General features: G+C 74.1%; 16 protein-coding genes. 12 read left to right on the forward strand and 4 right to left on the reverse strand.

The features are described 5' to 3' along the window. Nucleotides 1–26: 26 nt before the first annotated feature. The 3 genes from ACFKCF_RS09720 to ACFKCF_RS09730 all read right to left on the reverse strand — a co-directional run bounded on the left by ACFKCF_RS09720 (nt 27) and on the right by ACFKCF_RS09730 (nt 9236). Nucleotides 27–3131 carry a BTAD domain-containing putative transcriptional regulator gene (locus tag ACFKCF_RS09720; RefSeq protein WP_394492638.1) on the reverse strand — a complete coding sequence of 1035 codons (3105 nt, stop codon included), beginning with the start codon at nt 3129–3131 and terminating at the stop codon, nt 27–29. 218 nt (nt 3132–3349) lie between these two features. Continuing rightward, nucleotides 3350–6313 (reverse strand): BTAD domain-containing putative transcriptional regulator, encoded by a 2964-nt coding sequence (locus tag ACFKCF_RS09725; RefSeq protein WP_394492639.1) that lies wholly within the window; start codon nt 6311–6313, stop codon nt 3350–3352. 34 nt (nt 6314–6347) lie between these two features. Further along, on the reverse strand, nt 6348–9236 hold the full coding sequence (locus ACFKCF_RS09730; protein WP_394492640.1) for a BTAD domain-containing putative transcriptional regulator: 2889 nt from the start codon (nt 9234–9236) through the stop codon (nt 6348–6350). A gap of 265 nt (nt 9237–9501) precedes the next feature. On the opposite strand from ACFKCF_RS09730, the gene ACFKCF_RS09735 reads away from it, so the two are divergent. The 6 genes from ACFKCF_RS09735 (at nt 9502) to ACFKCF_RS09760 (ending at nt 15643) form a co-directional block, all read left to right on the forward strand. Continuing rightward, entirely contained in the window at nt 9502–9984 is a 483-nt protein-coding gene (locus ACFKCF_RS09735) for a DUF1772 domain-containing protein (RefSeq protein ID WP_394492967.1), read from the forward strand. Nucleotides 9985–10081: 97 nt separating this feature from the next. After that, nucleotides 10082–12412: a GAF domain-containing sensor histidine kinase gene (locus tag ACFKCF_RS09740; protein WP_394492968.1), complete on the forward strand. Its 2331-nt coding sequence runs from the start codon at nt 10082–10084 to the stop codon at nt 12410–12412. After that, a complete protein-coding gene (locus ACFKCF_RS09745; RefSeq protein WP_394492641.1) occupies nt 12387–13028 on the forward strand; it encodes a response regulator in 642 nt (213 codons plus the stop codon). Before ACFKCF_RS09740 ends, ACFKCF_RS09745 begins: the two co-directional genes overlap by 26 nt. A gap of 145 nt (nt 13029–13173) precedes the next feature. Then, complete coding sequence (locus tag ACFKCF_RS09750) at nt 13174–13710, forward strand: hypothetical protein (protein WP_394492642.1); 537 nt, start codon at nt 13174–13176, stop codon at nt 13708–13710. Continuing rightward, nucleotides 13707–14159, forward strand: a complete 453-nt coding sequence (locus tag ACFKCF_RS09755; RefSeq protein ID WP_394492643.1) for a hypothetical protein — start codon at nt 13707–13709, stop codon at nt 14157–14159. The genes ACFKCF_RS09750 and ACFKCF_RS09755 overlap by 4 nt, the downstream gene beginning before the upstream one ends. A gap of 5 nt (nt 14160–14164) precedes the next feature. Beyond that, nucleotides 14165–15643 carry a multicopper oxidase family protein gene (locus ACFKCF_RS09760; protein ID WP_394492644.1) on the forward strand — a complete coding sequence of 493 codons (1479 nt, stop codon included), beginning with the start codon at nt 14165–14167 and terminating at the stop codon, nt 15641–15643. A gap of 90 nt (nt 15644–15733) precedes the next feature. On the opposite strand, the gene ACFKCF_RS09765 is transcribed toward ACFKCF_RS09760, so the two are convergent. Beyond that, complete coding sequence (locus ACFKCF_RS09765; protein ID WP_394492645.1) at nt 15734–16576, reverse strand: MurR/RpiR family transcriptional regulator; 843 nt, start codon at nt 16574–16576, stop codon at nt 15734–15736. Nucleotides 16577–16729: 153 nt separating this feature from the next. Between ACFKCF_RS09765 and ACFKCF_RS09770 the strand changes: the two genes are divergently transcribed. From ACFKCF_RS09770 to ACFKCF_RS09795, 6 genes are read left to right on the forward strand one after another with little or no spacing between them, the layout of a single operon-like run. Beyond that, nucleotides 16730–17863 carry a C45 family autoproteolytic acyltransferase/hydolase gene (locus ACFKCF_RS09770; RefSeq protein WP_394492646.1) on the forward strand — a complete coding sequence of 378 codons (1134 nt, stop codon included), beginning with the start codon at nt 16730–16732 and terminating at the stop codon, nt 17861–17863. Then, nucleotides 17860–19467, forward strand: coding sequence for an ABC transporter substrate-binding protein (locus tag ACFKCF_RS09775; protein ID WP_394492647.1), 1608 nt, complete (start codon nt 17860–17862; stop codon nt 19465–19467). Before ACFKCF_RS09770 ends, ACFKCF_RS09775 begins: the two co-directional genes overlap by 4 nt. A 4-nt stretch (nt 19468–19471) precedes the next feature. Beyond that, on the forward strand, nt 19472–20386 hold the full coding sequence (locus ACFKCF_RS09780; RefSeq protein ID WP_394492648.1) for an ABC transporter permease: 915 nt from the start codon (nt 19472–19474) through the stop codon (nt 20384–20386). After that, the gene (locus ACFKCF_RS09785; protein ID WP_364845178.1) at nt 20383–21225 is read left to right on the forward strand and encodes an ABC transporter permease; all 843 of its coding nucleotides are present in this window, start codon (nt 20383–20385) and stop codon (nt 21223–21225) included. Before ACFKCF_RS09780 ends, ACFKCF_RS09785 begins: the two co-directional genes overlap by 4 nt. Then, a complete protein-coding gene (locus ACFKCF_RS09790) occupies nt 21225–22166 on the forward strand; it encodes an ABC transporter ATP-binding protein (RefSeq protein ID WP_394492649.1) in 942 nt (313 codons plus the stop codon). The genes ACFKCF_RS09785 and ACFKCF_RS09790 overlap by 1 nt, the downstream gene beginning before the upstream one ends. Beyond that, nucleotides 22166–22903 carry an ABC transporter ATP-binding protein gene (locus ACFKCF_RS09795; RefSeq protein WP_394492650.1) on the forward strand — a complete coding sequence of 246 codons (738 nt, stop codon included), beginning with the start codon at nt 22166–22168 and terminating at the stop codon, nt 22901–22903. The genes ACFKCF_RS09790 and ACFKCF_RS09795 overlap by 1 nt, the downstream gene beginning before the upstream one ends. Nucleotides 22904–22918 lie beyond the last annotated feature (15 nt).

Here is a 22918-nt window from a genome sequence, read left to right on the forward strand (position 1 = left end):
TCGGTCAGGTGCAGGCACGGCGATGCTCATCGCGGGGAGGGGCCGAGCGCGCGAGGGGCGTCCACGGCGGCCAGCCTGAGTTGCAGGCGGGTGTGGAAGGACAGCGTGGAGACGAGCGTCTGGTGGCCGGCCCGCGGCATGGCGGTGCGGAACGCCTCGTGGAGCAGGTCGTCGGCGCCGGCGATGCACCTGATCTCGTGGCTGACGGTGAGCGCGCGCCGCAGGTAGCGCGTGGTCTCCGCGTTCCGCCCGGAGGCCAGGCTGGCGAATCCCATGGCGGTGAGCGCGAGGCTCTCGCTCCAGCGGTCGCCGATCTCGCGGGAGATGGTGAGCGCCTGGCACAGCGGGTGGGACGGGTCCCCGTACTCGCCGTCGATCAGCAGGCCGAGGCCGATCACGATGAGGGCCATGCCCTCCCCCCAGCGGTCGCCGATCGCGCGGGAGATGGCCAGGGCCCGGTAGAGAGGCCGGGTGGCCTCCGCGCCGCAGCCGCCGGTCAGGCGGGTGAAGCCCATGGCGATGAGGGCCAGGCTCTCGCCCCACTGGTCGCCGATCTCGCGGGTGATGGCCAGCGCCCTCTTGAGGTGGACCATGCTCGCGCTGAGATGCCCGAGCTGACGGTAGGCGTTGCCGATGCCGACGAGCGCGCGGCCCTGGCCGCACAGGTCGCCCGCCTCCCGGTAGCGGACCAGGGAGCGCTGCTGCTGGCGCAGCGCCTCGGCGAAGTGGCCCGCGCGGTCGTGGATGAACCCCAGATGGTTGCGCGTCTTGGCCTCGCCCCACCCGTCGCCGCTCTCCTGGTCGAGGGCGAGCGCCCGGCCGTGATAGTCGAGCGCCTCGGCGAGGTGCCCGGCCCGCCAGTACGCGAAGCCGAGGTTCTTCATCGTCTCGGCCAGGACGCGGGGGTCGCCGGTGTTGCGCGCGGCGTCGAGCGCCCGCAGATGCGTGTCGATCCAGTCGCGTACGTGCCCGCGGATGAGGAAGAACCGCCAGAGCGCGTGCGCCAGCCGCCAGGTGAAGTCGTCCCATCCCTGCTCGGCCGACAGCGCGACCGCCGCCACGAGGCCGGCCCGTTCCTCCTCCACCCACACCGGCGCGTCCTGCGGGCCGTCCAGCGCGGGCGGCTCGGCGGGGGCGCGGTCGGTCACGTCGGGGAAGCGTCTCCTGGTGGGTTCGACCAGGTCCGCGGCGCGGGTCGCGGTGTGGAGGTACCAGTTGAGCACGCGGCGGACGGCGGCCGTCCGCTCGGCCGCGCCGTCCGCGCGGACGCTCTGCTCGGCGGCGTACGCGTGGAGCAGGTCGTGGAAGCGGTACCGTGCCGGCCCGGGTCTCTCCAGCAGCGACCGGTCGGCCAGGACGTCGAGCAGCCGCCGCGCCTCGGCGACCGGGACGCCCGCCAGCGCGGCCGCCGCCCCCGGGCCGACGTCGGGACCGGGATGCAGGCTCAGCAGCCGGAACATGCGCGCCGCCGGCGGCTCCAGCGCCAGGTACGACCAGGAGAGCACCGCCCGCACGCTCGCCTCGTGGTCGTCAGAGGTGACCAGCGCGTCCAGCCGGCTCCGCTGGGCCCGCACCTCCTCGGCCAGGCCGTGCAGGGGGCTGTGCGGGCGGTACATCGCGTGCTCGGCCGCGATCGTCAGCGCCAGCGGCAGGTGCACGCACGACTGAGCCAGCTCGGCGGCGGCCCACGGCTCGGCGCCGATCCGTTCCGGGCCGAGGATCGTGGTCAGCAGGGCGGTCGACTCGCCGGGCGAGAACTGGCCGAGGACGACGAGCCGCGCCCCTTCCCGTACGGCCAGGCCGCGCAGCTGGTTGCGGCTGGTGACCAGCACGAACGAGCGCGAGCCCGGCAGCAGCGGGCGCACCTGGGCGGCGTCGCGGGCGTTGTCGAGCAGCATCAGGACCCGCCGCCCGGCCAGCACGCTGCGCAGCAGCGCCGAGCGGGCGTCCGTCTCCGCGGGGACCCGCTGCCCGACCACGCCCAGCGCGTTGAGCAGCAGCTCCAGCGCGGCATGGGGCTCGACGGGCGTGCCCGGCCCGAAACCGCGCAGGTTGAGGTAGAGCACGCCGTCGGGGAACCGGTCGACGACCGAGTGCGCCCAGTGCACGGCCAGCGCCGTCTTGCCCACTCCGCCCATCCCGCTGATGGCGGCGATCACGATCGGCGGCGACGCGTGCGCGTCCTCGCGGTCGAGGAGGGCGTCCAGGGCCGCCAGCTCGCCGCGGCGTCCGGTGAAGGAGGCGAGGTCGGAGGGCAGCTGCTGGGGGCGTACCAGGCTCGGCGGCGAGTCGTCCTCCTCGTCGAGCGGCTGAGCGGCCGGCGGGAGGTGGCCCTCGTCGAGCACGCGGGCGGGCCCGGGGTCGTCGGCCAGGATGGCGGAGTGCAGGCGGACCAGCTCCTGACCGGGGTCGACGCCCAGCTCGTCGCGCAGGAGGGCGACGACGCTCCGGTAGGTCTCCAGCGCCTCGGCCCGGCGGCCGGACCGATGCAGCGCGACCAGGAGCTGGGCCCACAGCCGCTCGTGGAACGGATGCTCCGCGGTCGCCTCCTTGAGGACCTTGACCATCTCGTCGTCGCGGCCGAGCCGCAGGCCGAGCTGGAACCACCGGTCGACGACCCGCAGCCGCTCCTCCACGATCAGCGGCACCTCGTCACGGTGCAGCGACTCCGACGGAACGCCGGCCAGCACGGGACCGCGCCACAGCCCCAGCGCGCGGCCGAGGAGATCCGCCTCACCGGCGGCGTCCTGGCCGGCGCCGGCCCGCGCGACCAGCTCCCGGAACCGCGACAGGTCCAGCGCCCCGGTCGGCAGGTCGATGACGTAGCCGTCGTTGGAGGTACGGATCAGCCGGTGGGAGCCGTCACCGCCCGGGTCCTCGCCCAGTGCGCGGCGCAACCGCGCCACATGGGTGTACAACGCGCTGCGGGCGTTGTGGGGAACGGCGTCGGCCCAGACCCGCTCGATCAGCTCGTCCGGCGAGACGTGCTGGTTGGCGCGCAGGAGCAGGGTGGCGAGCACGATCCGCTGCTTGGCCGCCGGAAGGGAGAGCGGCCGGCCGTCACGTAAGACTTCGAGCGGTCCCAAAACCCCGAACCGGAATCCGGCATCTGACCTTATATCCACATTCATCCTGACGTCGCGAAATGAGGGACGACAGCACGGGCGGGTGGGGAGGCGGCGTTTCCCCCGTCGCGCCTTGGATCTACGGCCATCCTATGCGGGCCGCTCGGCCACGCGCGGCCATGATCAAAGGCAGCCGCGAGCAGAGGTCCACCGCCTGGCCATCCGTAAGGCGGCAGTCGCGAGCCCGCTCCGTTCCCGTGAGCTGACCGGCACCACCCGCAGGCTCAAAGGTGGCGTTCGATGACGTCCGGCAGGTGGGGGATGGCGCTCGCGCGGATGGCGCGCTGCTCGGCGGGCGAGATGAGGCCGAGGCGCCGCAGCACCTCGGCGGCCTCGCGCCAGCACTCGCGTGCCTCGCCCGCCCGGCGCAGGTCGTGGTAGGCCCGGCCCAGCCCCCACAGGCGTGCGGCCTCGCCGTAGGAGCCGCCGTGCCCGCCGGTCCCGTCGAGCGCCAGCGCCTCCCGGTACCGCTCCACCGCCGTGTCCGGGTCCCCCGCGAGCCGGTGGGTCTCGGCCAGGTTCCCGATCGCTCCGGCCAGCGGCCGGAGGGCGTCCGCGGTCCGGAGGGCGGCCACGGCCTGGCGATGGGCGTCGAACGCCGCGCCCAACCGCCCGGCCCGCTGGTGGGCCAGGCCCAGGTTCGTCAGCGTGACGCCTTCGTGGCGGCGGTCGGCATGGGCGCGATGCAGGCGCAGGGCCTCCAGGTGGCGCTCGACGGCCCGATCGGGCATCCCCATGCGCCGGCACACGGTCCCCGTATGGTCGAGCACGACCGCCGCCCGCCGGGTGTCGCCGATGCGGCGGTAGTCGCCGAGAGCCCGCTCGAAACACTGGTCCGCCTCCGCCAGGTGGCCCAGCTGGGACCTGGCGGTGCCCAGGCCGGTGTAGGCGAACGCCTGGTAGGCCACGTTCCCCGTGCGTTCCGCGCTCTCCACGCCGAGCTCGGCGATCAGGAGCTCCTGGCGCCAGCGTCCGCGTACGTGGAGGGGGTAGGCGAGCGCGGCGACCAGCGCGACGGTCAGGTCGTCGTCCCGGCCGGCCGCCAGGCGGACGAGGGTCACCATGTTGGCGGCCTCCGCGTCCACCCAGGCGTGCACGTCCCGGGGGCCGGCCAGGACCGTCCTCCGGTCGCCGCCGGTCGCGGGCCCCAGGGCGGCGCGCCACCCGGCCGCCGGGTCGAGCAGCGGCGTCGCGCTGCGGCCGGTCGCCAGGTAGCAGTGCAGGACCCGGCGTACGGCCGCGTCGACGACCTGGCCGGCGTCGCACGCCTGCGCGCGCTCCCGGGCGTACAGGCGGAGCAGGTCGTTCATGTGGTAGCGGCCGGGACCGGGGGCGTCGAGCAGCCGGCACGCGACCAGGCTCTCCAGGAGCTCGTCGGCGCGGCCGGCGGACAGGCCGGCCAGCGCCGCGGCGGCCTCCACGCCGACGTCCGCGCAGCCGAGCGCGCCCAGCAGCCGGAACAGCCGCGCGGCCGCGTCGTCCCCGCCGGTCACGAGGTCCCGGTAGCCCGCCTCGAAGCCGGCCCGCACCGCCCGGCCGTCCACCTGCAGCTCGGCCAGCCGGCGCGGCTCGGTCGCGAGCCGGTCGCGCATCGCGGTCACGGTCCAGGCCGGCCGGGCGGCCAGGCGCGCGGCGACTACGGTCAGCGCCAGGGGCAGGCCGCCGCACAGGCGTACCACGTCGGCCACCGCCTGCGGCTCCGCCTCGATGCGCTCCGGGCCGACGAGCCGCGACAGCAGGAGGCCCGCGTCCTCGCCGGGCAGGACGCCGAGGTCGCGGTGGACGGCCCCGCCGATGGGCGCGAGCAGGCGCCGTGACGTGATGACGACGCCGCAGCCGAGCCCTCCGGGGATGAGCGGGCGCACCTGGTCCGCGTCGCGGGCGTTGTCCAGGACGACCAGGAGGCGCCGGCCGCTGGTCAGCGATCGGAAGCGGGCCCCGGCTTCCTCGGCCGAGTCCGGGACGGCCGGCTCCGCCACGCCCAGGGAACGCAGGAACCGCCCCAGCACCTCGACGGGTCGCGGCGGCTCGCCGTCGAGGGTGGCGCCCCGCAGGTCCGCGTACAGCTGGCCGTCGGGGAAGTGCCCGGCGACGCGGTGGGCGACGTGGACGGCCAGCGCCGACTTGCCCACGCCGCCGGCGCCGGTGATCGCGACGATCGCCGGGTGCCGGCGGCCGGCCGTCATGTGATCGCGCAGGAACTCCACCTCGGCGGCCCGGCCGGTGAACGCGCCGTTGTCGGCGGGCAGCTCGGCGGGCCGTTCAACCGGCGCAAAAGCGGGCGCGCAGGCGGGCGCGGCGGCGGGTCCGGCGGCGGAGCCGAGGGCGGGCGCGGAGGCAGGCCCGGCACCGGGTCCGGCGGCGGGTCCGAAAGCGGGCCCGGCGGCGGGCTCGGGGGCGGCGTCGGCGCGCCGCCGCGGTGGGGGGTCGGGGGCGGGTTCGGGTGGCGCGGTGATGTCCCGGCGCGCCTGCTGGATCTTCGGGCCGGGGTCCAGGCCGAGCTCGCCCAGCAGATCGCGCACCTTCCGGTACGTACGCAGCGCCTCCGACTGGCGTCCGGTCCGCGACAGGGCGACCATCAGCTGGGCCCAGAAGCGTTCGTGCGACGGGTGAGCGTCCACGGCCGCCTGCAGATCCGGGATCACCTCGGCCGGCTCCCCCCGGCTGATCGACACCTCGAACCAGCGTTCCTGCGCCCGCAGCCGCTCCTCCTCCAGGATCGGCACGACGTCGCGGTGCAGGGACGCCGAAGCGACGTCGGCGAGCACGGGCCCCCGCCACATCGCCAGGGCCTCGCGGAGCAGCCGCGCCTCCCGCGCGGCGTCGTCGCGGGCCCGCGCCTCGGTCGCCAGCTCCGTGAGCCGGCGGAAGCGCAGGACGTCGAGCGTCTCCGGGGTGACCTGGATCGAATAGCCCAGGTCGTGCGTCCTGATCAGCTCCCGGCCGCCACGCAGGGTGCGTCTGAGCCGGGCCATGTGCGTGTACAGGGAGGCGAACGGGTTGGCGGGCGGTTCGCTCCCCCAGATCCGCTCGATCAGCTCGTCGCTGGTGACCAGGTGATTGGCCTGGAGCAGCAGGGCGGCCAGCGCGACCCGCTGCTTGGCGGCCGCGACGGTGACCGGGCTCCCCCGCCTGACGACCTCCAGCTGGCCGAGCACGCGGAATCGCGGCGCGTCGTCGAGTTCCATGGCAGCCCTTTCTCGCCGTGGTGCGTCCGGCAGGTCACAACTGTCGCTGGATGACCTCTGGGGTCTCGGGTGTCGTGCTCGTCTGGATGTGGCGCTTCTCCCCTGCGGAGATGAGGTCGAGGTCGTGCAGGATCGTGGCGGCCTCGTCCCAGCACAGGCGGGCGTCGTACGACTTGCCCAGATCGTGCAGGGCCCTGCCGAGTCCCCACAGGCGTTCGGCGTGCCCGTACGAGCCGCCGTGCCCCGCGCGGCGGTCGATGTCGAGGGCCTGCTCGAAATGGCGGATGGCACGTTCCGCCCGGCCGGACAGGCGGCAGGCCTCGGCGAGGTTGCCCAGCGCGGCCGCGTGGAGCCGCCCGTTGCCGCTGGAGCGGAAGATGGCGATGGCCTTGCCGTGCAGGTGGAAGGCCTCCCGGTAACGTTCCATCCGCTGGTGGGCGAGCCCGAGGTTGGACAGCGTGATCCCCTCGCCGAGCCGGTTTCCCAGACTGCGGTGGACCTTCAGCGCCTGCCGGTGATAGTCGACGCTCTCGGCGTAACGGCCCTCGCGGCAGCTGGCGCTGCCCAGATCGTCGAGCAGGGTCGCCTCGTGGCGGGGCACGCCCACCTCTCGATAGGCCCGCAGTGCCTGCTCCAGATGGGGTACGGCGCCGGCCATCCGCTCCCGGGCCGACAGCGCGGTGCCCAGGTTCTGATGGATGATCGCCCGGTACAGCGCGTTGCGCGATCGGATGGCGGCGACGAGCGCGGTCCGGCAGATCTGCAGCTCCTGCCGCCACCGCCCGCGGGTGAACAGCACGTACGACAGCGCCGTGGCCAGCCCCACGGTCAGATCGTCGTCCTCGCCCCTGGCCGCCTGCCGCACCACGGCCACCGCGTTGTACGCCTCGTCGTCGGCCCAGGCCAGCGTCTCCTCGCGCGTGTCCAGCAGGAGGCCGCTGCTCGCCGGGATGGCCGGACCCACCTCGGCCCGCCAGAGCTGCGGCAGGCTGAGCACGCCGACGGCGCGGCGCGCGGTGGCCAGGTAGAAGTGCAGCATCCGCCGCACCGGGCGGGCCGCGTCGCGGTCCTGTGCCGAGAGCTCGCGGGCGAACAGGCGCAGCAGGTCGTGCATGCGATACCGGCCCGGCGCGCACGTCCGCACCAGCTGCGCGTCCACCAGCAGCTCCAGCAGCCCTTCGGCCTGCTCGGCGGGCACGTCGGCCAGCGCGGCGGCGGCCGGCACGCCGATGTCGTGGCCGTCGAAGAGCCCGAGCAGCCGGAACACGCGCGCGGCGGCCTCGCCGACCGGCGAGGAGAGCAGATCCTCGTAACTCACCATGAAGCTCGCGCGGACGGTCCGGTCGTCGTCCTCCAGCCCGCCGTCCGGCGACGGTCCGGCGCTCCGCATGCGGGCGGCCATGGCCGCGACCGGCCGGTCAGGGCGGCCGGCCAGCCGCGCGGCCACGATGGACAGCGCCAGCGGCAGGCCGCCGCAGCGCCGTACGATCTCCGCGCTCGCTTCCGGCTCGGCCGCGAGCCGCGGGGCGCCGACGAGGCGGCCGAGCAGCGCGTGCGCGTCCGCCTCCGGCAGCACGTCCAGCTGCAGGTGCCGGACCCCGTCGAGCGAGGTGAGCATCCGGCGGCTGGTCACCAGCACGCCGCACCCCTTGCCGCCGGGCAGCAGCGGACGCACCTGCCCGGCGTCGCGCGCGTTGTCCAGCACCAGCAGCAGGCGGCTGGTCCCCGTCATCGAACGGAACAGGCTCGCCGCCGCCTCCACGTCGTCGGGGACCGCCGAGGCCGGCACACCCATCGCGTGCAGGATGCGCCCCAGTGCCTCACGCGGCCCCAGCGGGGGAACGTCGGGCGTGGCGCCCCGCAGATCGACGTACAGCCGCCCGTCGGGGAACCGGCCGGCGACCCGGTGGGCGACGTGGACGGCCAGCGCGGACTTCCCGATGCCGCCCGTTCCGGCGATCGCCGCCACCCCCGCCCGCTCCAGCGTCGCCGTCAGGGCCTCCACCTGCGCCGCCCGCCCGGTGAAGGCCCGCACGTCCGCCGGCAGCCGCCCGACGCCGGGGGGCACGGCCACCTCGGGCCTCACCTGCGGCATGGAGGCGGTCACGGGCTTCACCGATTCCCGCGGCGTGGGGTCGGTCACGGGCTTCACCGATTCCTGAGACGTGAGGGCGGCGACGGGCTCCACCGGTTCCTGGCGCAGGACGAGCGCCTGCACCCGCCGCATCTCCGGGCCCGGCTCCAGGCCGAACTCGTCCCGGAGCCCCTTGCGCACCGTCTCGTAGACCTGCAGCGCCTCCGCCTGCCGGCCGCCCTGGTAGAGGCAGAGCATGAGCCGGGTGCCCAGCCGTTCGCTCAGCGGGAAGCCTGTCAGCGCCGCCCGCAGCTCGCCGATGATCTGCGGGCCCTGACCGGAGCGCCACGCGAGCTCGAACCACTCCTCCTGAGCGTGCGCCCGCTCCGCCAGCACGGACGGCACGTCGTCGCGGTGCAGCACGTCCGACGGCACGTCGGAGAGCATCGGCCCGCGCCACAGCCCGAGTGCCTGCCGAAGCAGCAGGCCCTTCGCCTCCCCGTCCGCCACCGCCGCCCCGGCCACCAGCTGCCGGAACCGGAGCAGATCCACCGACTCCGGGGCCGCGCGCAGCAGGTACCCGCCGCCACCGGTCTCGATCGGCCCCGATCTGCCCCGGCCCTCGTTCAGGGCGGATCGGAGCCGGGTCAGGTGGGTGTGGATCGCGGCCCGCGGATCGAGCGGGGGGTCGTCGTGCCACAGCCGGTCGACCAGGCGGTCCATCGACACGTGCTGATTCGCGTGGAGCAGCAGCGTCGCCAGCGCGATCCGCTGCTTGCCGGCGCCGATCGGGAGCGTCCTTCCGTCGCGCTCCACCTCCAACGCGCCGAGCACCCTGAAAACGATCACATCGACCTCCTTCGCATCCATCAGAGGCATGTGGGGAGACGCGACGCCGGCACGCGAACCTTTCTCCGCACCGACGACGGTAGCCACCGGCGATGTCGTCGTTCTTGCACAAACCTTGCGCCGCGCGGACCGGCCCCTTTCGCCGGTGCCGCCGGGTTCGGCGTGGCAGGCGCGACAGGTTCACGACAGGTCGGCGAAAGGAGCCGATGGGATCGTGAGGGCCGGACGAGATCGCCGAGCCCGCCGGGAGGACTCTGTGGAAGGCATGCGGATCACGGCGCTGATGGCCGCGACGTTGTCGATGGGCCTGGTGGCGGGGGTCTTCGGCCTGTACGCGCACACGATCATGCCGGGGCTCGGGCGGACCGACGACCGCACCTTCGTGGGCGCGTTCCAGTCGATCGACCGGGCGATCATCAATCCGTGGTTCATGGCGGGCGGCTTCTTCGGCGCCCTGCTGTTCACGATCCTCGCCGCGGTGGCCTACCTCGGCCGCCCGGCCCTGCCGTGGATCGTGGCCGCGCTCGTCCTGTACGCGGTCACCGTCGTCATCACCCTGGCCGTCAACGTGCCGCTCAACGACACGATCAAGGCGGCGGGCGATCCCGGCCGCATCGACGTGGCCGCGGTCCGCGAGGCGTTCGGCGAGATGCGGTGGCGGAGCTGGAACCTCGTCCGCGTGGTCGCCTCCACGACCGCGTTCGGCCTGCTGGCCTGGGCTCTCACGTTGTCCGGGAAGTCGAGCTAGCCCCTGACCGGACGTTTGACACGGCTTTCCAGCCAAACCGTAGGCGTCCGGGTGATGGTTTTCCCGCCCCGGTGTCGGTCACGATGTGTGCGTGTCCATGTGGCGACTGTGGCCGGCCCCGTCGAGGTGGTCGCGCCGGATTCCGGCGGGAGCGGCGATCGTCCTGGTGGTGCTGGGCGTGGTGGCGACCGCCGTCGGGCTCGACGCGCCCTCGGACGGCAGCGTGGTACCGCTGGTCTGGCGCGCCGACGGCGTGGTGGTGCTGGACGTCCCCGGCGCCCCCGTGACAGCCCCGCGCGGCCCCGTGACCGTGCCGGACCCCTCTCCGGGCGGCCCGGGCGCGTCCGGCGGGGCGGGGCTGCGGGCCGGTGACCTGGTGACCGGCGTGTCGAGGCACCGGCTCGCCGACGGTCTGGGCGTCGTCCCCCGTCCGCGGCCCGGCACGACCCTGCTCTACGACGTGGTCCGCGGGCAGGCGACGACGGTGGCGGTCCGGATCGGCCGCCCCGATCCGTACCCGCTGCTCATGGAGGGCTGGGGCGATCTCGTCTTCGTGCTCGCGCTGGCCGGGCTCGCCGTCGCGCTGTACCTGCGGCGGCCAGAGGAGCCCGCGACGGCTCCCCTGCTCGTGCTCGCGGCGGGCCTGCTGGGCAGCACGCTCACCGTCACCGCCGGGCTGCCCGTCCTCGCCCTGGCCACCGGCGGCGCCCAGTTGTGGCTGTTCCACCTCAACGCGATCGTGGCGTACTCGATCTCCTGGGGCGGGCTGCTGGCCTTCACGATCGCGTTCACCGCCCCCCGCCCGCTGCCGGCCCGCAGCCGCCGGGCCATGGCCCTCGCGTACGCCGCGCCGCCGGCCGCGATGGCGCTCTGGGGCGCGCTCGCCGCGCCGCTGGCGCCCAGCGCGCTCGGCTGGCTCGGGCTGGTGCACGGCGGCCAGACGGCGGTCGTGGCAGCCGTCCTGGTCACCAGCACGGTGTGGGGCTTCGTCGGCTACCGCCGCAACCCCGATCCGCTGATGCGCGCCAGGATGCGCTGGCTGGTGGCGGGCGGCGCGGTCGCGACGCTGCTGAGCCTGGCCGGCTGGTATCTTCCCGAGCTGCTCGTCGCGGCGCGCCCCCTGCCGCCGGGAGCCCTCGGGTTGTCGGGGTTGCCGTTCGTGGCCGGGATCGGGGTGGCGTTGCGCCGCCATCGCCTGTTCGACATCGAGCGGCTGGCGAACCGGTCGCTGGTGTACGCCAGCGTGGTCGCGATCCTGGTCGCCGGGTACGCGGCCGTCGTGGCGCTGCTGGTCAGCGGGCTCGGGTTGTCGCAGCCGGTGGCCGCCGCGCTCACCGCGGCCGGTGCGGCGCTCGCGCTGGCGCCGCTGCGCGCGCTGGCGCAGAGCACGGTCAACCGGGTGATGTACGGCGACCGCCGCGACCCGTCCGCGGCGCTGACCCGCCTCGGCACCCGGTTACAGGCGGTGCTGCTGCCCGCCGACGTGCTTCCCGCGATCGTCGAGACCGTGGCCCGGTCGCTGCGCGTCCCGCACGCGGCGATCGACCTGGTGGACGGCTCCGGCGCCGGTCACCTGGCCACGCAGTACGGCGTCCCCGTCGGCGAGGTGCACGTCGAGCCGCTGCGCTACCACGGGACGCTCATCGGGCACCTGCGCGTCTCGGCCCGCGGCAGCGACGATCCGCTCGACCCCGTCGACCTCGGCCTGATCTCCTCCCTGGCGCAGCAGGTGGGCACCGCGGTACAGGCGGTACGGCTGCACGACGACCTGGTCAGGTCCCGCGCCGAGGTCGTGGCCTCGCGCGAGGACGAGCGCCGCCGGTTACGCCGCGACCTGCACGACGGTCTCGGCCCGACACTGGCCGCGATCCGGATCAAGGCCGGTCTCGCCGCGCGCGACGTACCGCCCGGCTCGGCCGCGCGTCCGCTGCTCGACGAGATCTCCGCGGAGGCCGCCGCGTCGCTGACCGACGTGCGGCGCCTGGTCGAGGCGCTGCGCCCGCCCGCCCTGGACGAGCTCGGCGTCGTCGGCGCGATCCGGGCCCGTGCGGCGGCCCTGTCGGGCGCCATGTGCATCGAGGTCATCGGCGCCGAGCGGCTGCCGGCGCTGCCGGCCGCGGTCGAGACGGCGGCCTACCGGATCGCCGTCGAGGCGATCACGAACGCCGTCCGCCACAGCGAGGCGACCCACTGCACCGCGACGGTCATGCCGTCGGACGGCGGCGTGGAGGTGACGGTGCGGGACAACGGCCGCGGGCTCGACCCCGATCGGACGGCCGGTGTGGGGATCCGCTCGATGCGGGAACGGGCCGCCGAGGTGGGCGGGGCCTGGTCGATGCGCTCCCCGCCGGGCGGCGGCACCCACATCCACGCCTTTCTGCCGACGAGCCTGGGAGGGGACCATGATCAGGCTGATGCTCGCCGATGACCATCCCGTCTTCGTGTCGGGCCTGCGGGCGCTGCTCGACGCCGAGGCCGGGATGACCGTGCTGGCCGTCGCCGCCACCGGCGCGGAGGCCCTGCGCCTGGCCGTCGAGCACCGGCCCGACGTCGCCGTGCTCGATCTGAACATGCCCGACGGCGACGGGCTCACGGTCACCGCGCGGATGCGCGCCGCCGGGCTGCCCACCCGTTCGCTGATCCTGACCATGTACGACGACGACGAGAACGTGCTGGCCGCCCTGCGCGCGGGCGCCCACGGGTACGCGCTCAAGGGCGCCGGACCCGAGGAGATCGTGGCCGCGGTACGCGCGGTCGCCCGCGGCGAGGCGGTCTTCGGCGCCGGCGTGGCCGCGCGCATCCTGGCCCACTTCGCCCGGATCGCGGTGGCGTCGCCGTTCCCGCAGCTCACCGAGCGTGAGCACGAGGTCCTGGGGCTCGTCGCCCGCGGCCTGGACAACACGGCGATCGCCCAGCGGCTCGGCGTGAGCGGCAAGACCGTACGCAACTACGTCTCGAACGTCCTGACCAAGCTGCACGTCACCGACCGGTCGGCGGCCATCGTCCGGGCCCGCGAGGCGGGACTCGGCGGCGAACCCGGGTAACCCGGCCGGGAGGTCGCCCGGCCCTGAGGCCCCCGTCCCGCGCTCCCGGCCCGGCCGCCCGGTCGGGTTCCCGGCGCGCTCTCCCGGTCGGGCAGGGACATCTGCCCCGTGACGGCGGGACGCGGGCGGGCCGACGCTGGCGGTCATGAGGACGGGGGTGGCCGGCGGGCTGTGCCTGCTGGCGTCGTCGGCGCTCTGCCTGGCCGGGTGCCTGGCGGGCGAGCCGGCCCTGTGCCCGGCGGGGCGCCTGGCGGGCGGGCCGGCCCTCGGACCCGTCCGAAGCACCGGGGCGTGGCTGGCCGTCGTGGCCGTCTCGCTGGTGTACCGCGAGCTGGCCGCGTGGGGACCTCGGCACGCCGGTCGCGCGCCGGCCGCCGTGGTCCTGGCCCTGCTGGGCGTGGTGGCATCGGCGGCGACGGTCGAGGCGGCGCTCCACGTCGCCGGCCCGATCCTGCCGCCCGCGCTGGCCGTCGGCGCGGCCTGCGGGCTCGCGGGGCTGTCGTACGCGGCGGCCCGGGCCGGGCTTGCGCACCCGGTCGCCGGCGGGATCGCGGCGGTGGCCGCGCTGCTCGGCGGGCTCACCGCCGACCTCGCCGCCCCGTACCTCCTCGGCGCCGGCCCGCTCGGCGCCGCCCTGCTCGTCAAGGCGCTCCGCTCCCCGTCGAAAGGACAGACACCATGAGAACCGTCTACAAGATCCTGGCGTACGCCGTCGCCGTCGAGGTCGCCGTCCAGGCGGCGGTGATCGTCCTGGCCATCGCGGGGCTCGGCAAGTGGGTCTCGGACGGCAACGTGTTCGAGAAGGCCGTCATGGAGAGCGAGGACCTGCCCTTCCCGGAGGTCGTCGGCATGATCGTGCACGGCATCAACGGCGGGATGGTCATTCCCGCCGTCGCCCTCCTCCTCCTGATCGTCTCGTTCTTCGCCCGGATTCCCGGCGGGGTCAAGTTCGCCGCGTTCGTGCTGCTCCTCGTCGCCGCCCAGGCGATGCTCGGCTACGCGGGCCACGACCTGCCGTGGCTGGGCGCGCTGCACGGGCTCAACGCGATGGCGCTGTTCGCCGTAGCCCTGCACGCCGCCCGGCGCGCCCGGCCCGTGGCCGCCGAGGCGCCCGCCTCGGCGGCGGTGTGAGGGTCATGATCCTCACCCGTCGCGTGCGGCTCGTCGCGGCCTGCGCCGCGACGCTGGCCGTCCTCGCCCCGCTGGCCTGGCTGTGGCAGGCCAGCCGGCTGCCCCAGGCGTACTCCGTCATGGACATGGGGTACGCCGACGGCGGCCGGCAGGCGGGCGGGCCGCACCACCACGGGCCGGATCATCGGGGCGGACCCCGCCGCGACATCACCACCCTGGTCGCCGACCCGGCGCGCAGCCCGGACGTCGAGGTGACGCTGACCGCGCGCAAGCAGCGGCTGCGGCTGGCGTCGGGCCGCGAGGTCGACGGGTACACCTTCAACGGCCGCTCCCCCGGCCCCCAGATCACGGCCGTGGCGGGCCAGCTCGTACAGGTGCGGCTGGTCAACGAGTCGGTGCCCGGCGGGGTCACGGTGCACTGGCACGGCGTGGAGGTCCCGGGCGGCGAGGACGGCGTCGCAGGGGTCACCCAGGACGCGGTCCGGATCGGCCGGGACCACGTCTACCGGTTCGTGGTCGGCCGGGCCGGGACGTTCTGGTACCACTCCCACCAGCTGTCGCACGAGCAGGTCGCGGGCGGCCTCTTCGGCGCCCTGGTCGTACGGCCCGCGCGCCCGCCGGCCACGCTCGACGTCGTCGCCCTGGCCCACCTCTACCACGGGATCCGCACCCTCAACGGGTCCGAATCGGACGTCGCCGTCCCCGCCCGGCCCGGCGCCACGACCCGGGTCCGCGTGGTCAACACCGACAACGGCCCCACCCCGGTGTGGGTCACCGGCGCCGCGTGGCGCCTGGTCGCCGTGGACGGCACCGAGCTGCACGGCCCCACGGCGGTCGAGCGCGCCGCCGTCCTCGTGACGGCGGGCGGCCGGGCCGACATCGAGGTGACCATGCCGCCCGGCGGCGGCTCCGTGCGGGTGCAGATCGGCGGGCCCCTGTCGGTGGTGCTCGGCCGCCCGTCCGGCGTGCCCGCGAGCGCCCGCCCCGCCGCCACCCTGGACCCGCTGACCTACGGCGTCCCCGCGCCCCTCGGCTTCGACGCGGCGCACCCCGACCGGGCCTTCCGCTACGAGATGGGCCGGCGGCCGGGCTTCCTCGACGGCGTCCCCGGGCTCTACTGGACCGTCAACGGCCACATGTACCCGGACGTGCCGATGTTCACGGTCGCCGACGGCGACGTCGTCCGCATGACGATCGTCAACGACAGCGGTGAGGTCCACCCCATGCACCTGCACGGCCATCGCGCGGTGGTGCTCGCCCGCGACGGCGTGCCCGCCACCGGAAGCCCCTGGTGGGTCGACTCCCTGAACGTCGAGAACGGCGAGTCCTACGACATCGCCTTCCTGGCCGACAACCCCGGCATCTGGGTCGATCACTGCCACAACCTGCCGCACGCGCGGGAGGGGCTGCTCGTCCACCTCATGTACGAGAACGTCACGACCCCGTTCCTCATCGGCGGCCCGGCGGGCAACTCACGCGAGTGAAGGAGAACACCGGTGAAGACAGACCTGCTCCGGCTGCGCCGGCAGGCGGTGGCCGGCGGCGTCAGCTCGTGGGCCTGCGGCTCCAGCTAGCTAGCGGAAACGGGGACCGAGCAGCTGCTCGCGCAGAGCGTTGAGCTGGTGGGAATGCTCGACGGAGCGCGGCTCGTCGAGCGAGTCGAGCGCCAGCAGCAGCGCGTCGGCCACGAGGATGCCCGCCAGCGGCTCGCCGGTGATGCCGGTGGGGGTGTGCGGCGCGGCCAGCACCGCGTCGACGCGCTCGGCGAACTCGCCGCCGAGCTCGTCGGAGATCAGCACGATGCCCGCGCCCACCGCGTGGGCCCGCTCGATCAGCACGGTGATCTCCTTGAGCCGGCGGCCGGGCTGGAAGATGACGAGCACCTCGTCGTGGGCCAGCGAGAGCAGGTCGTCGGCGAGCGCGAAGCCGGTCGCCGAGGTGGCGCGGGCGCGGTGGCCACGCCGGCCCAGCTTGAGCGCCAGGTGGCGGGCCGCCGGGTCGGACGCGCCGGCGCCGTAGACGAGCACTCCTGGCGCGTTGACCAGCAGCTCGACGGCCTTGTTGTACGCCTCGGGGTCGAGCAGGCGGCGGCAGTGGTCGATGCGTTCGCGGGCCTCGTCGAAGACGCGCTCCCAGATGGCCGGCAGGTCCTGGCCCACGTGGCCGATGCGCCGCTTGAGCCGGACGTCGGGGGCCACGGACGAGGTGAACTCGGCCGCCAGCGCCCGCTTGAGCCCGGGCAGGCCGCCGAAGCCCAGCCGCTGCATGGTGCGCACCACGGTGGCGTTGCTGGTGCCGGTCGCGCTCCCCAGCTCCTGGGCGCTGGCGAAGAGGATCTGCTCGGGCGAGGCCGAGATCAGATACTGGCACACGGCCCGCTCGGCCGGTGACAGCTCGTCCCACAGCTGCCTGACCATGGCCCTGAGCTGCTCGATTGGGCTGTGTGTATTTTCCATTACGACTCTTGACTCCCGTGTAGCGCTCATTACTCTTTCTTGGAAACGACCGCTACAGACTTGCCGTCCCTTGAAATGAACGTTACAGGACGCCGGCCGGTCCAAGGAGCACCATTGAGCCTCACATCCCTGCCCCTCGTCGAGATCTCCGGCGCCCCGCGCGAGCGTGGCCGCCAGTACGGCGAGCAGGCCCGCGACCGCGTGCACCGGGCGCTGGCCTACTACGCGGAGGCGTTCGCGCACTCCAGCGGCCTGTCGTGGGAGCAGGTCGGCGCGCGCGCGGCGCGCTGGGTCGAGCCCAGCAAGGAGTTCGCGCCGGAGCTGGTCGAGGAGATGGAGGGCATCGCCGAGGGCGCCGGCGTCGGCTTCCTCGACATCCTGGCGCTCAACGCCCGCGGCGAGATCATCTACGACACCACGTTCGGCTCCATGGAGCCCGACGGGTGCACGTCGTTCGCGCTGATGCCGGAGGCCTCCGGCGACGGCCACGTCTACGCGGGCCAGAACTGGGACTGGCGCGCCGGCGTCTCCGACACGGTGATGGTGCTGAGGGTGGTGCAGCCCGGCCGGCCGACGGTCATCATGCACGTGGAGGCGGGGCAGGTCGGGCGGCAGGGGGCCAACTCGGCGGGCATCGCCCTCAACGCCAACGGGCTCGGCGGGCGCTTCGACGACTCGGTGGGCGTGCCGCAGACGCTGATCAGGCGCAAGGTGCTCGACAGCGGCAATCTCAACTCCGCGCTGGAGGCGCTGACCAAGTCGCGGGCCCACATCGCCAGCAACGCCCTGATCACCCACCGCGACGGCTTCGCCATCGACCTGGAGACCACGCCCGGCGCGATGGGCTGGATGTACCCGACCGACGGGCTGCTCGTGCACGGCAACCACTACCAGGCGTTCGTGCCGCCGCAGCTGGCCGCGACCTACCGGCCCGGCTCGGCCGACTCCCTGTTCCGGGTGCCCAGGGCCGAGGGCGGGCTGCGTGCCGTGGCCGAGGCGTCCGGCACCGACGAGGCCCGCAAGCGCATCAGGCTCGCCATGTCCGACCACCTGGGCTACCCCGAGTCCCTCTGCACCCACCCCGACGAGACCCAGCCCGCCGTCAAACGGTGGGCGACCCTGCTGTCGAGCTGCGTCGACCTCACCACGGGCGACTACCTGATCGCGGCCGGCACGCCCTGCGACCACGAGTACGAGCGCGTGCCCTGGAACCTCTACGACGGACCGCATGGAGAAGTGACCCCGTGAAGAAGACACTCGCCCTGCTCGGGCTCGCCGGTCTCACCGCGGCCTGCGGCGGACCGGCGGCCACCACCAAGGCGCCCGACCCGGCCACGCTCACGCTGGTCGACCGCACGCCGAAGGCGGCAGGCCCGCTCGACAACGCCGTCTGGCTGCTCGGGCAGGAGCCCGGCACCCTCGACCTCGACCTCGACGGCGGCACCGACAACCGCACGGTCATGGCCAACGTCTGCGAGCGCCTCATGCAGACCCAGCCCGACATGACGGTCAAGCCGTGGCTGGCCGAGAAGGCCGAGCAGCCCGACCCCAAGACCATGGTCCTCACGCTGCGCCAGGACGCCACCTTCCACGACGGCTCGCCGGTCACCGCCGACGACGTCGTGTGGAGCCTCAAGCGGCACTCGGGTGAGGGCAAGGACGAGTCCGACGAGTTCGAGGACGTGCAGTCGGTCACCAAGACCGGCGACCACGAGGTCACGATCGCGTTCAAGCGGCCCAACGCGCTGTTCGTGCAGGCCCTCGCGGGCGGCGCGGGCATCGTCCTGAACCAGAAGGTCGTGGACGAGCTCGGCAAGGACTTCGGCACCCCCGGGCACGAGGACGCCTGCAGCGGGCCCTACCGGCTCAAGGAGTGGAAGTCCGGCAGCCGGCTGACGATCGAGCGCTATGACGCGTACTGGAACAAGGACGTCAAGCCACTCACCAAGACCGTCACCTTCCAGTGGGCCGACGACACGGCGCTGGTCAACAGCCTGGTCACCGGGGCGGCGCAGGGGGCCTACCTGTCGGACACCGGGCCCGCGGTGGCGCTGCAGAGCAGCCAGGCGGTGAGCGTGGCCTACGGCGCGACCACGCGCGTGTTCGTGCTGCTGCCGACCGACCGCGGCGTGATGAAGGACGCGCGGATCCGGCGGGCGCTGTCGCTGGCTGTCGACCGGGCGGGCATCGCCAAGTCCGGGTTCGCGGGGCTGGCCAGGCCGTGGAAGGTGCCCGTCGGGGCGGGGGCGTGGTCCTACCAGAAGGAGGCGTTCCAGGCGGCCTACGACCAGCTGCAGGGGGCGCCGGAGTCGCCGCGGCTGGAGGAGGCCAAGAAGCTCGTGCAGGAGGCCGGGTCGCCGAAGGAGCCGATCATCGTGGCGACCAACGGCGAGCAGGCGCGTACGGTGATCGCCAACGCCGTGGTCGACGCCGCGAAGAAGATCGGGCTGACCGCGCAGATCAAGACGGTCCCTGCCTCGGAGTTCGGCAGCTTCTACACCGACGAGTCGCTGCGCGCGCAGGTGGACCTGGTGCCCGACGACTGGTACATCACCAAGTCCGACCCGATCGGCTTCTACGACAACGGCCTGACCGGCTCGGCGAACAACTGGGTCAAGTTCAGCTCGCCCGAGTACGACGAGCTCGTCGCCAAGGCGCTGAGCGCCACCGACGACGCGGCCCGCGCCAAGGACGTCATCGAGCTGCAGCGCCGCTTCACCGCCGAGATGGTGTGGATCTCGCTGGTCGAGGTGCCCAACGCGGTCGTGCTCGGCGGCAAGGTGACCGGCCCTCCGGCCTCGCAGGTGAACATGGGCTACCCGTGGGCGGCCGACCTCGGGGCCAAGGGCTGACCCCATGGTGCGCAAGCTGGCCGGGCTGCTCGTCACGCTGCTCGCCACCTCGTTCGTGATCTTCGGGGCGTCCTACGCGGCGCCCGGCGACCCGGTCACGTTCCTGGCGGGCGGCAAGGAGAACCTCACGCCCGAATACCTGGCCGCCGTCCGGGCCGAATACCACCTCGACGACCCGTTCCTGGTGCAGTACGCACGATGGCTCGGCGACGCGGTGACCGGCGACCTCGGGCGTTCGACCCAGTACAACGACCAGGTCTTCGACCTGTTGATGGCGCGGCTGCCGAGCACGCTCGGGCTGGTGGCGTACGCCGCCGTGCTGTTCGTGGCGTTCGGCGTCGCGCTCGGGGTGCTGGCCGCGGTGCGCGGCGGGCGCACCGACTCGGCGGTGGTGGCGGGCACGACGCTCGCCACCTCGGTGCCGCCCTTCGTGGTGGCCACGGCGCTGATCTCGCTGTTCGGCGTGCAGCTCGGCTGGTTCCCGGTCATGGGCGGCGGGTCGCTGTGGCACCTGACGCTGCCGGCCGTGACGCTGGCGCTCGGCGCGCTGGCCATCATCAGCCGGGTGACCCGGCAGTCCATGGTGGAGCAGCGCGAGCTCGACCACGTGACCGTGGCCCGCGCGTCCGGGCTGTCCGAACGGCTGATCGTGTTCAGACACGTGCTCAGGGGCGCGCTGGGGCCGATCGTGACCATGTGCGGGCTGGTCACGGCGGGCATGCTGGCGGGCACGGTGACCGTGGAGACCGCGTTCGGGCTCAACGGCGTCGGCTCGCTGCTGGTCAACGCGATCAACACGCACGACTTCCCGGTGACGCAGGCGGTGATGTTGCTCATGGTGAGCGCGTACATCCTCGTGACCACGCTTGTCGATCTCGCCCAGCCGCTGATCGACCCCAGGGTGCGGAGGCGCGCATGACCACGATCGTCGCCACTCTCTCTCCGAGGGCCGCCCGGCCGCTCGGCTACCGGCTGGCCGGCGCCTTCCTGGTGCTGGTCGTGGTCGCGGCGGTGTTCGCGCCGCTGGTGGCCCCGTACGAGCCGGACGCGGTCGACTTCGCCGCCACGCTCGCGCCGATGTCGCCCGAGCACCTGCTCGGCGCCGACCAGTCGGGCCGCGACCTGTTCACCCGGGTCCTGTACGGCGCCCGCACCTCCCTGATCGGCCCCCTGGCGCTGCTGGCCATCGCCTCCGTGCTCGGCGTCGCGCTCGGCACGCTGGCGGCCTGGCACCGCGGCTGGGTGGACGCCGTCGTGTCCAGGCTGACCGACGTCATGTACGCCTTCCCCGGGCTGCTGTTCGTGGTGCTGGTCGTCGCGGTGTTCGGCAACGGGATGACCACGGCGGTGGTCGCGCTCGGGCTGGCGTACACGCCGACGATCGCCCGCTACACCAGGAGCGTGGCGCTCGGCGAGTGCGGCAAACCGTACATCGACGCCTACCGGGTCCAGGGCATGGGCGGATTCGCGATCTGCGTGCGGCACCTGGTGCCCAACATGGCGCGCTCGATCGTGGGCTACCTGGTCGTGCTGTTCGGCGAGGGGCTGATGAGCCTGGCCACGCTGAGCTTCCTCGGGTTCGGGGCGCAGCCGCCGTCGTCCGACTGGGGGCTCATGGTCAAGGAGGGACAACCGGCGATCGTGCAGGGCGCGTTCCTGCCGGTGCTGGTGCCGGGCGCGGCCATCGCGCTGGTGGTCGTGTCGTTCAACGTGATCGGCGTACGCCTGGCCGACCGCATGGGCGTGAGGGGGACCTGATGCTGCTCTCCGTGGAAGAGCTGACGATCGAGGCGGGCGGCCGGCGGCCGATCCTGCGCGAGGTTTCGCTGGCCGTCGGCAAGGGCGAGATCGTGGGCCTGGTCGGCGAGTCGGGGTCGGGCAAGTCCACGCTGGCCCGGGCGGTGCTGCGGCTGCTGCCCGCCGGGGCGGCGGCCTCCGGAAGGGTGCTGGTCTCGGGCGAGGACGTGCTCACGATGGACCCGGGCGCGCTCAGGAACCTGCGGGCCTCCCAAGTGTCGATGATCTACCAGGACCCGCGCTCCTCGCTCAACCCGGTCCGCCGGGTCGGCGACTTCCTGACCGAGCGCATGGTGCACACGCTGGGCCGCCCCAAGGCCGAGGCCCGCGCCCGGGCGGTGGAGCTGCTGGCCGCCGTCGGCCTGCGCGATCCCGAGCTGCGCATGCGGCAGTACCCGCACGAGCTGTCCGGCGGCATGCTGCAACGGGTGGTCGTCGCCGCCGCGCTGGCCGCCGGCCCGGCGCTGCTGCTGGCCGACGAGGCGACGAGCGCGCTCGACGTCACCACCCAGGCCGAGACGCTCGCCCTGCTGCGCGAGGTCCAGGCGGAGCGGGAGCTCGGCATGCTGTTCATCACCCACGACCTGCACCTCGCGGCGTCCTTCTGCGACCGGGTGCACGTGCTGTACGCGGGCACGGTGGTCGAGTCGCGACCGGCCAAGGAGCTGTTCGAGGACCCCCGGCACCCCTACACGTCCGGGTTGCTGGCCTGCACGCCGGAGCTGGACGATCCCCGTCCCCTCCGGCCCATCCCCGGGCGCCCGCCCTCGCTGGACGACACGTTCGCCGGCTGCCCGTTCGCGCCGCGGTGCCCGCGGGCCGCGGACGCCTGCGAGGAGTGGACGCCGCGGCCCGTGCCCGTGTCCGGCGGCTCCGCCGCCTGCCGTCTGGTGGAGGCGTGATGCTCGGCGTACACGATCTGTGCAAGTCCTTCCATGGCTCGGTGGCCGCCGACCAGGTGTCCTTCGAGCTGCCGCCGGGCGGCTCGCTGGGCCTGGTCGGGGAGTCCGGGTCGGGGAAGACGACGATCGCGCGCATGCTCGTCGGCCTCGTCACCCCCGACTCCGGCACGATCACCGTGGACGGGCGGGCGCGCTCGGCCAAGGAGCGCGGCCGGGCGGCGCGGCTGCGGCGGGCCCGCGAGATCCAGATGGTCTTCCAGGACCCCTACCTGTCGCTCGACCCGCGGCTCACCGCCGCCGAATGCCTGCAGGTGGCCCTCAGGCTGCACGGCGGGGACCGCTCGCGCGTCCCCGAGCTGCTCGAGCAGGTCGGGCTGGGCACCCGCGAGTCCGGGGCCCGGCCGCACCAGCTCAGCGGCGGGCAGCGGCAGCGCCTGGCCATCGCCAGGGCGCTGGCCGTGCAGCCGTCGGTCCTCGTGCTCGACGAGGCCGTGGCCGCACTGGACGTCTCCATCCAGGCGCAGATCCTCGAACTGCTCAACCGGGTGCGCGCCGAATCCGGCGTCGCGCTGCTGTTCGTCAGCCACGACCTGGCCGTCGTACGCCACCTGTGCGAGGACACGCTGGTGCTGCACAGAGGGGTGGTCGTCGAGCGGGGGCCCGTCTCGCGGGTGCTGGCCGAGCCCGAGCATCCCTACACCAGGCTGCTGCTCGACTCGGTGCCCAGAGCGCGCTAGGTCGGTGCGCGGTGC

Origin of the sequence: Nonomuraea sp. JJY05 (assembly GCF_043496855.1) — a bacterium.
Taxonomy (GTDB): domain Bacteria; phylum Actinomycetota; class Actinomycetes; order Streptosporangiales; family Streptosporangiaceae; genus Nonomuraea.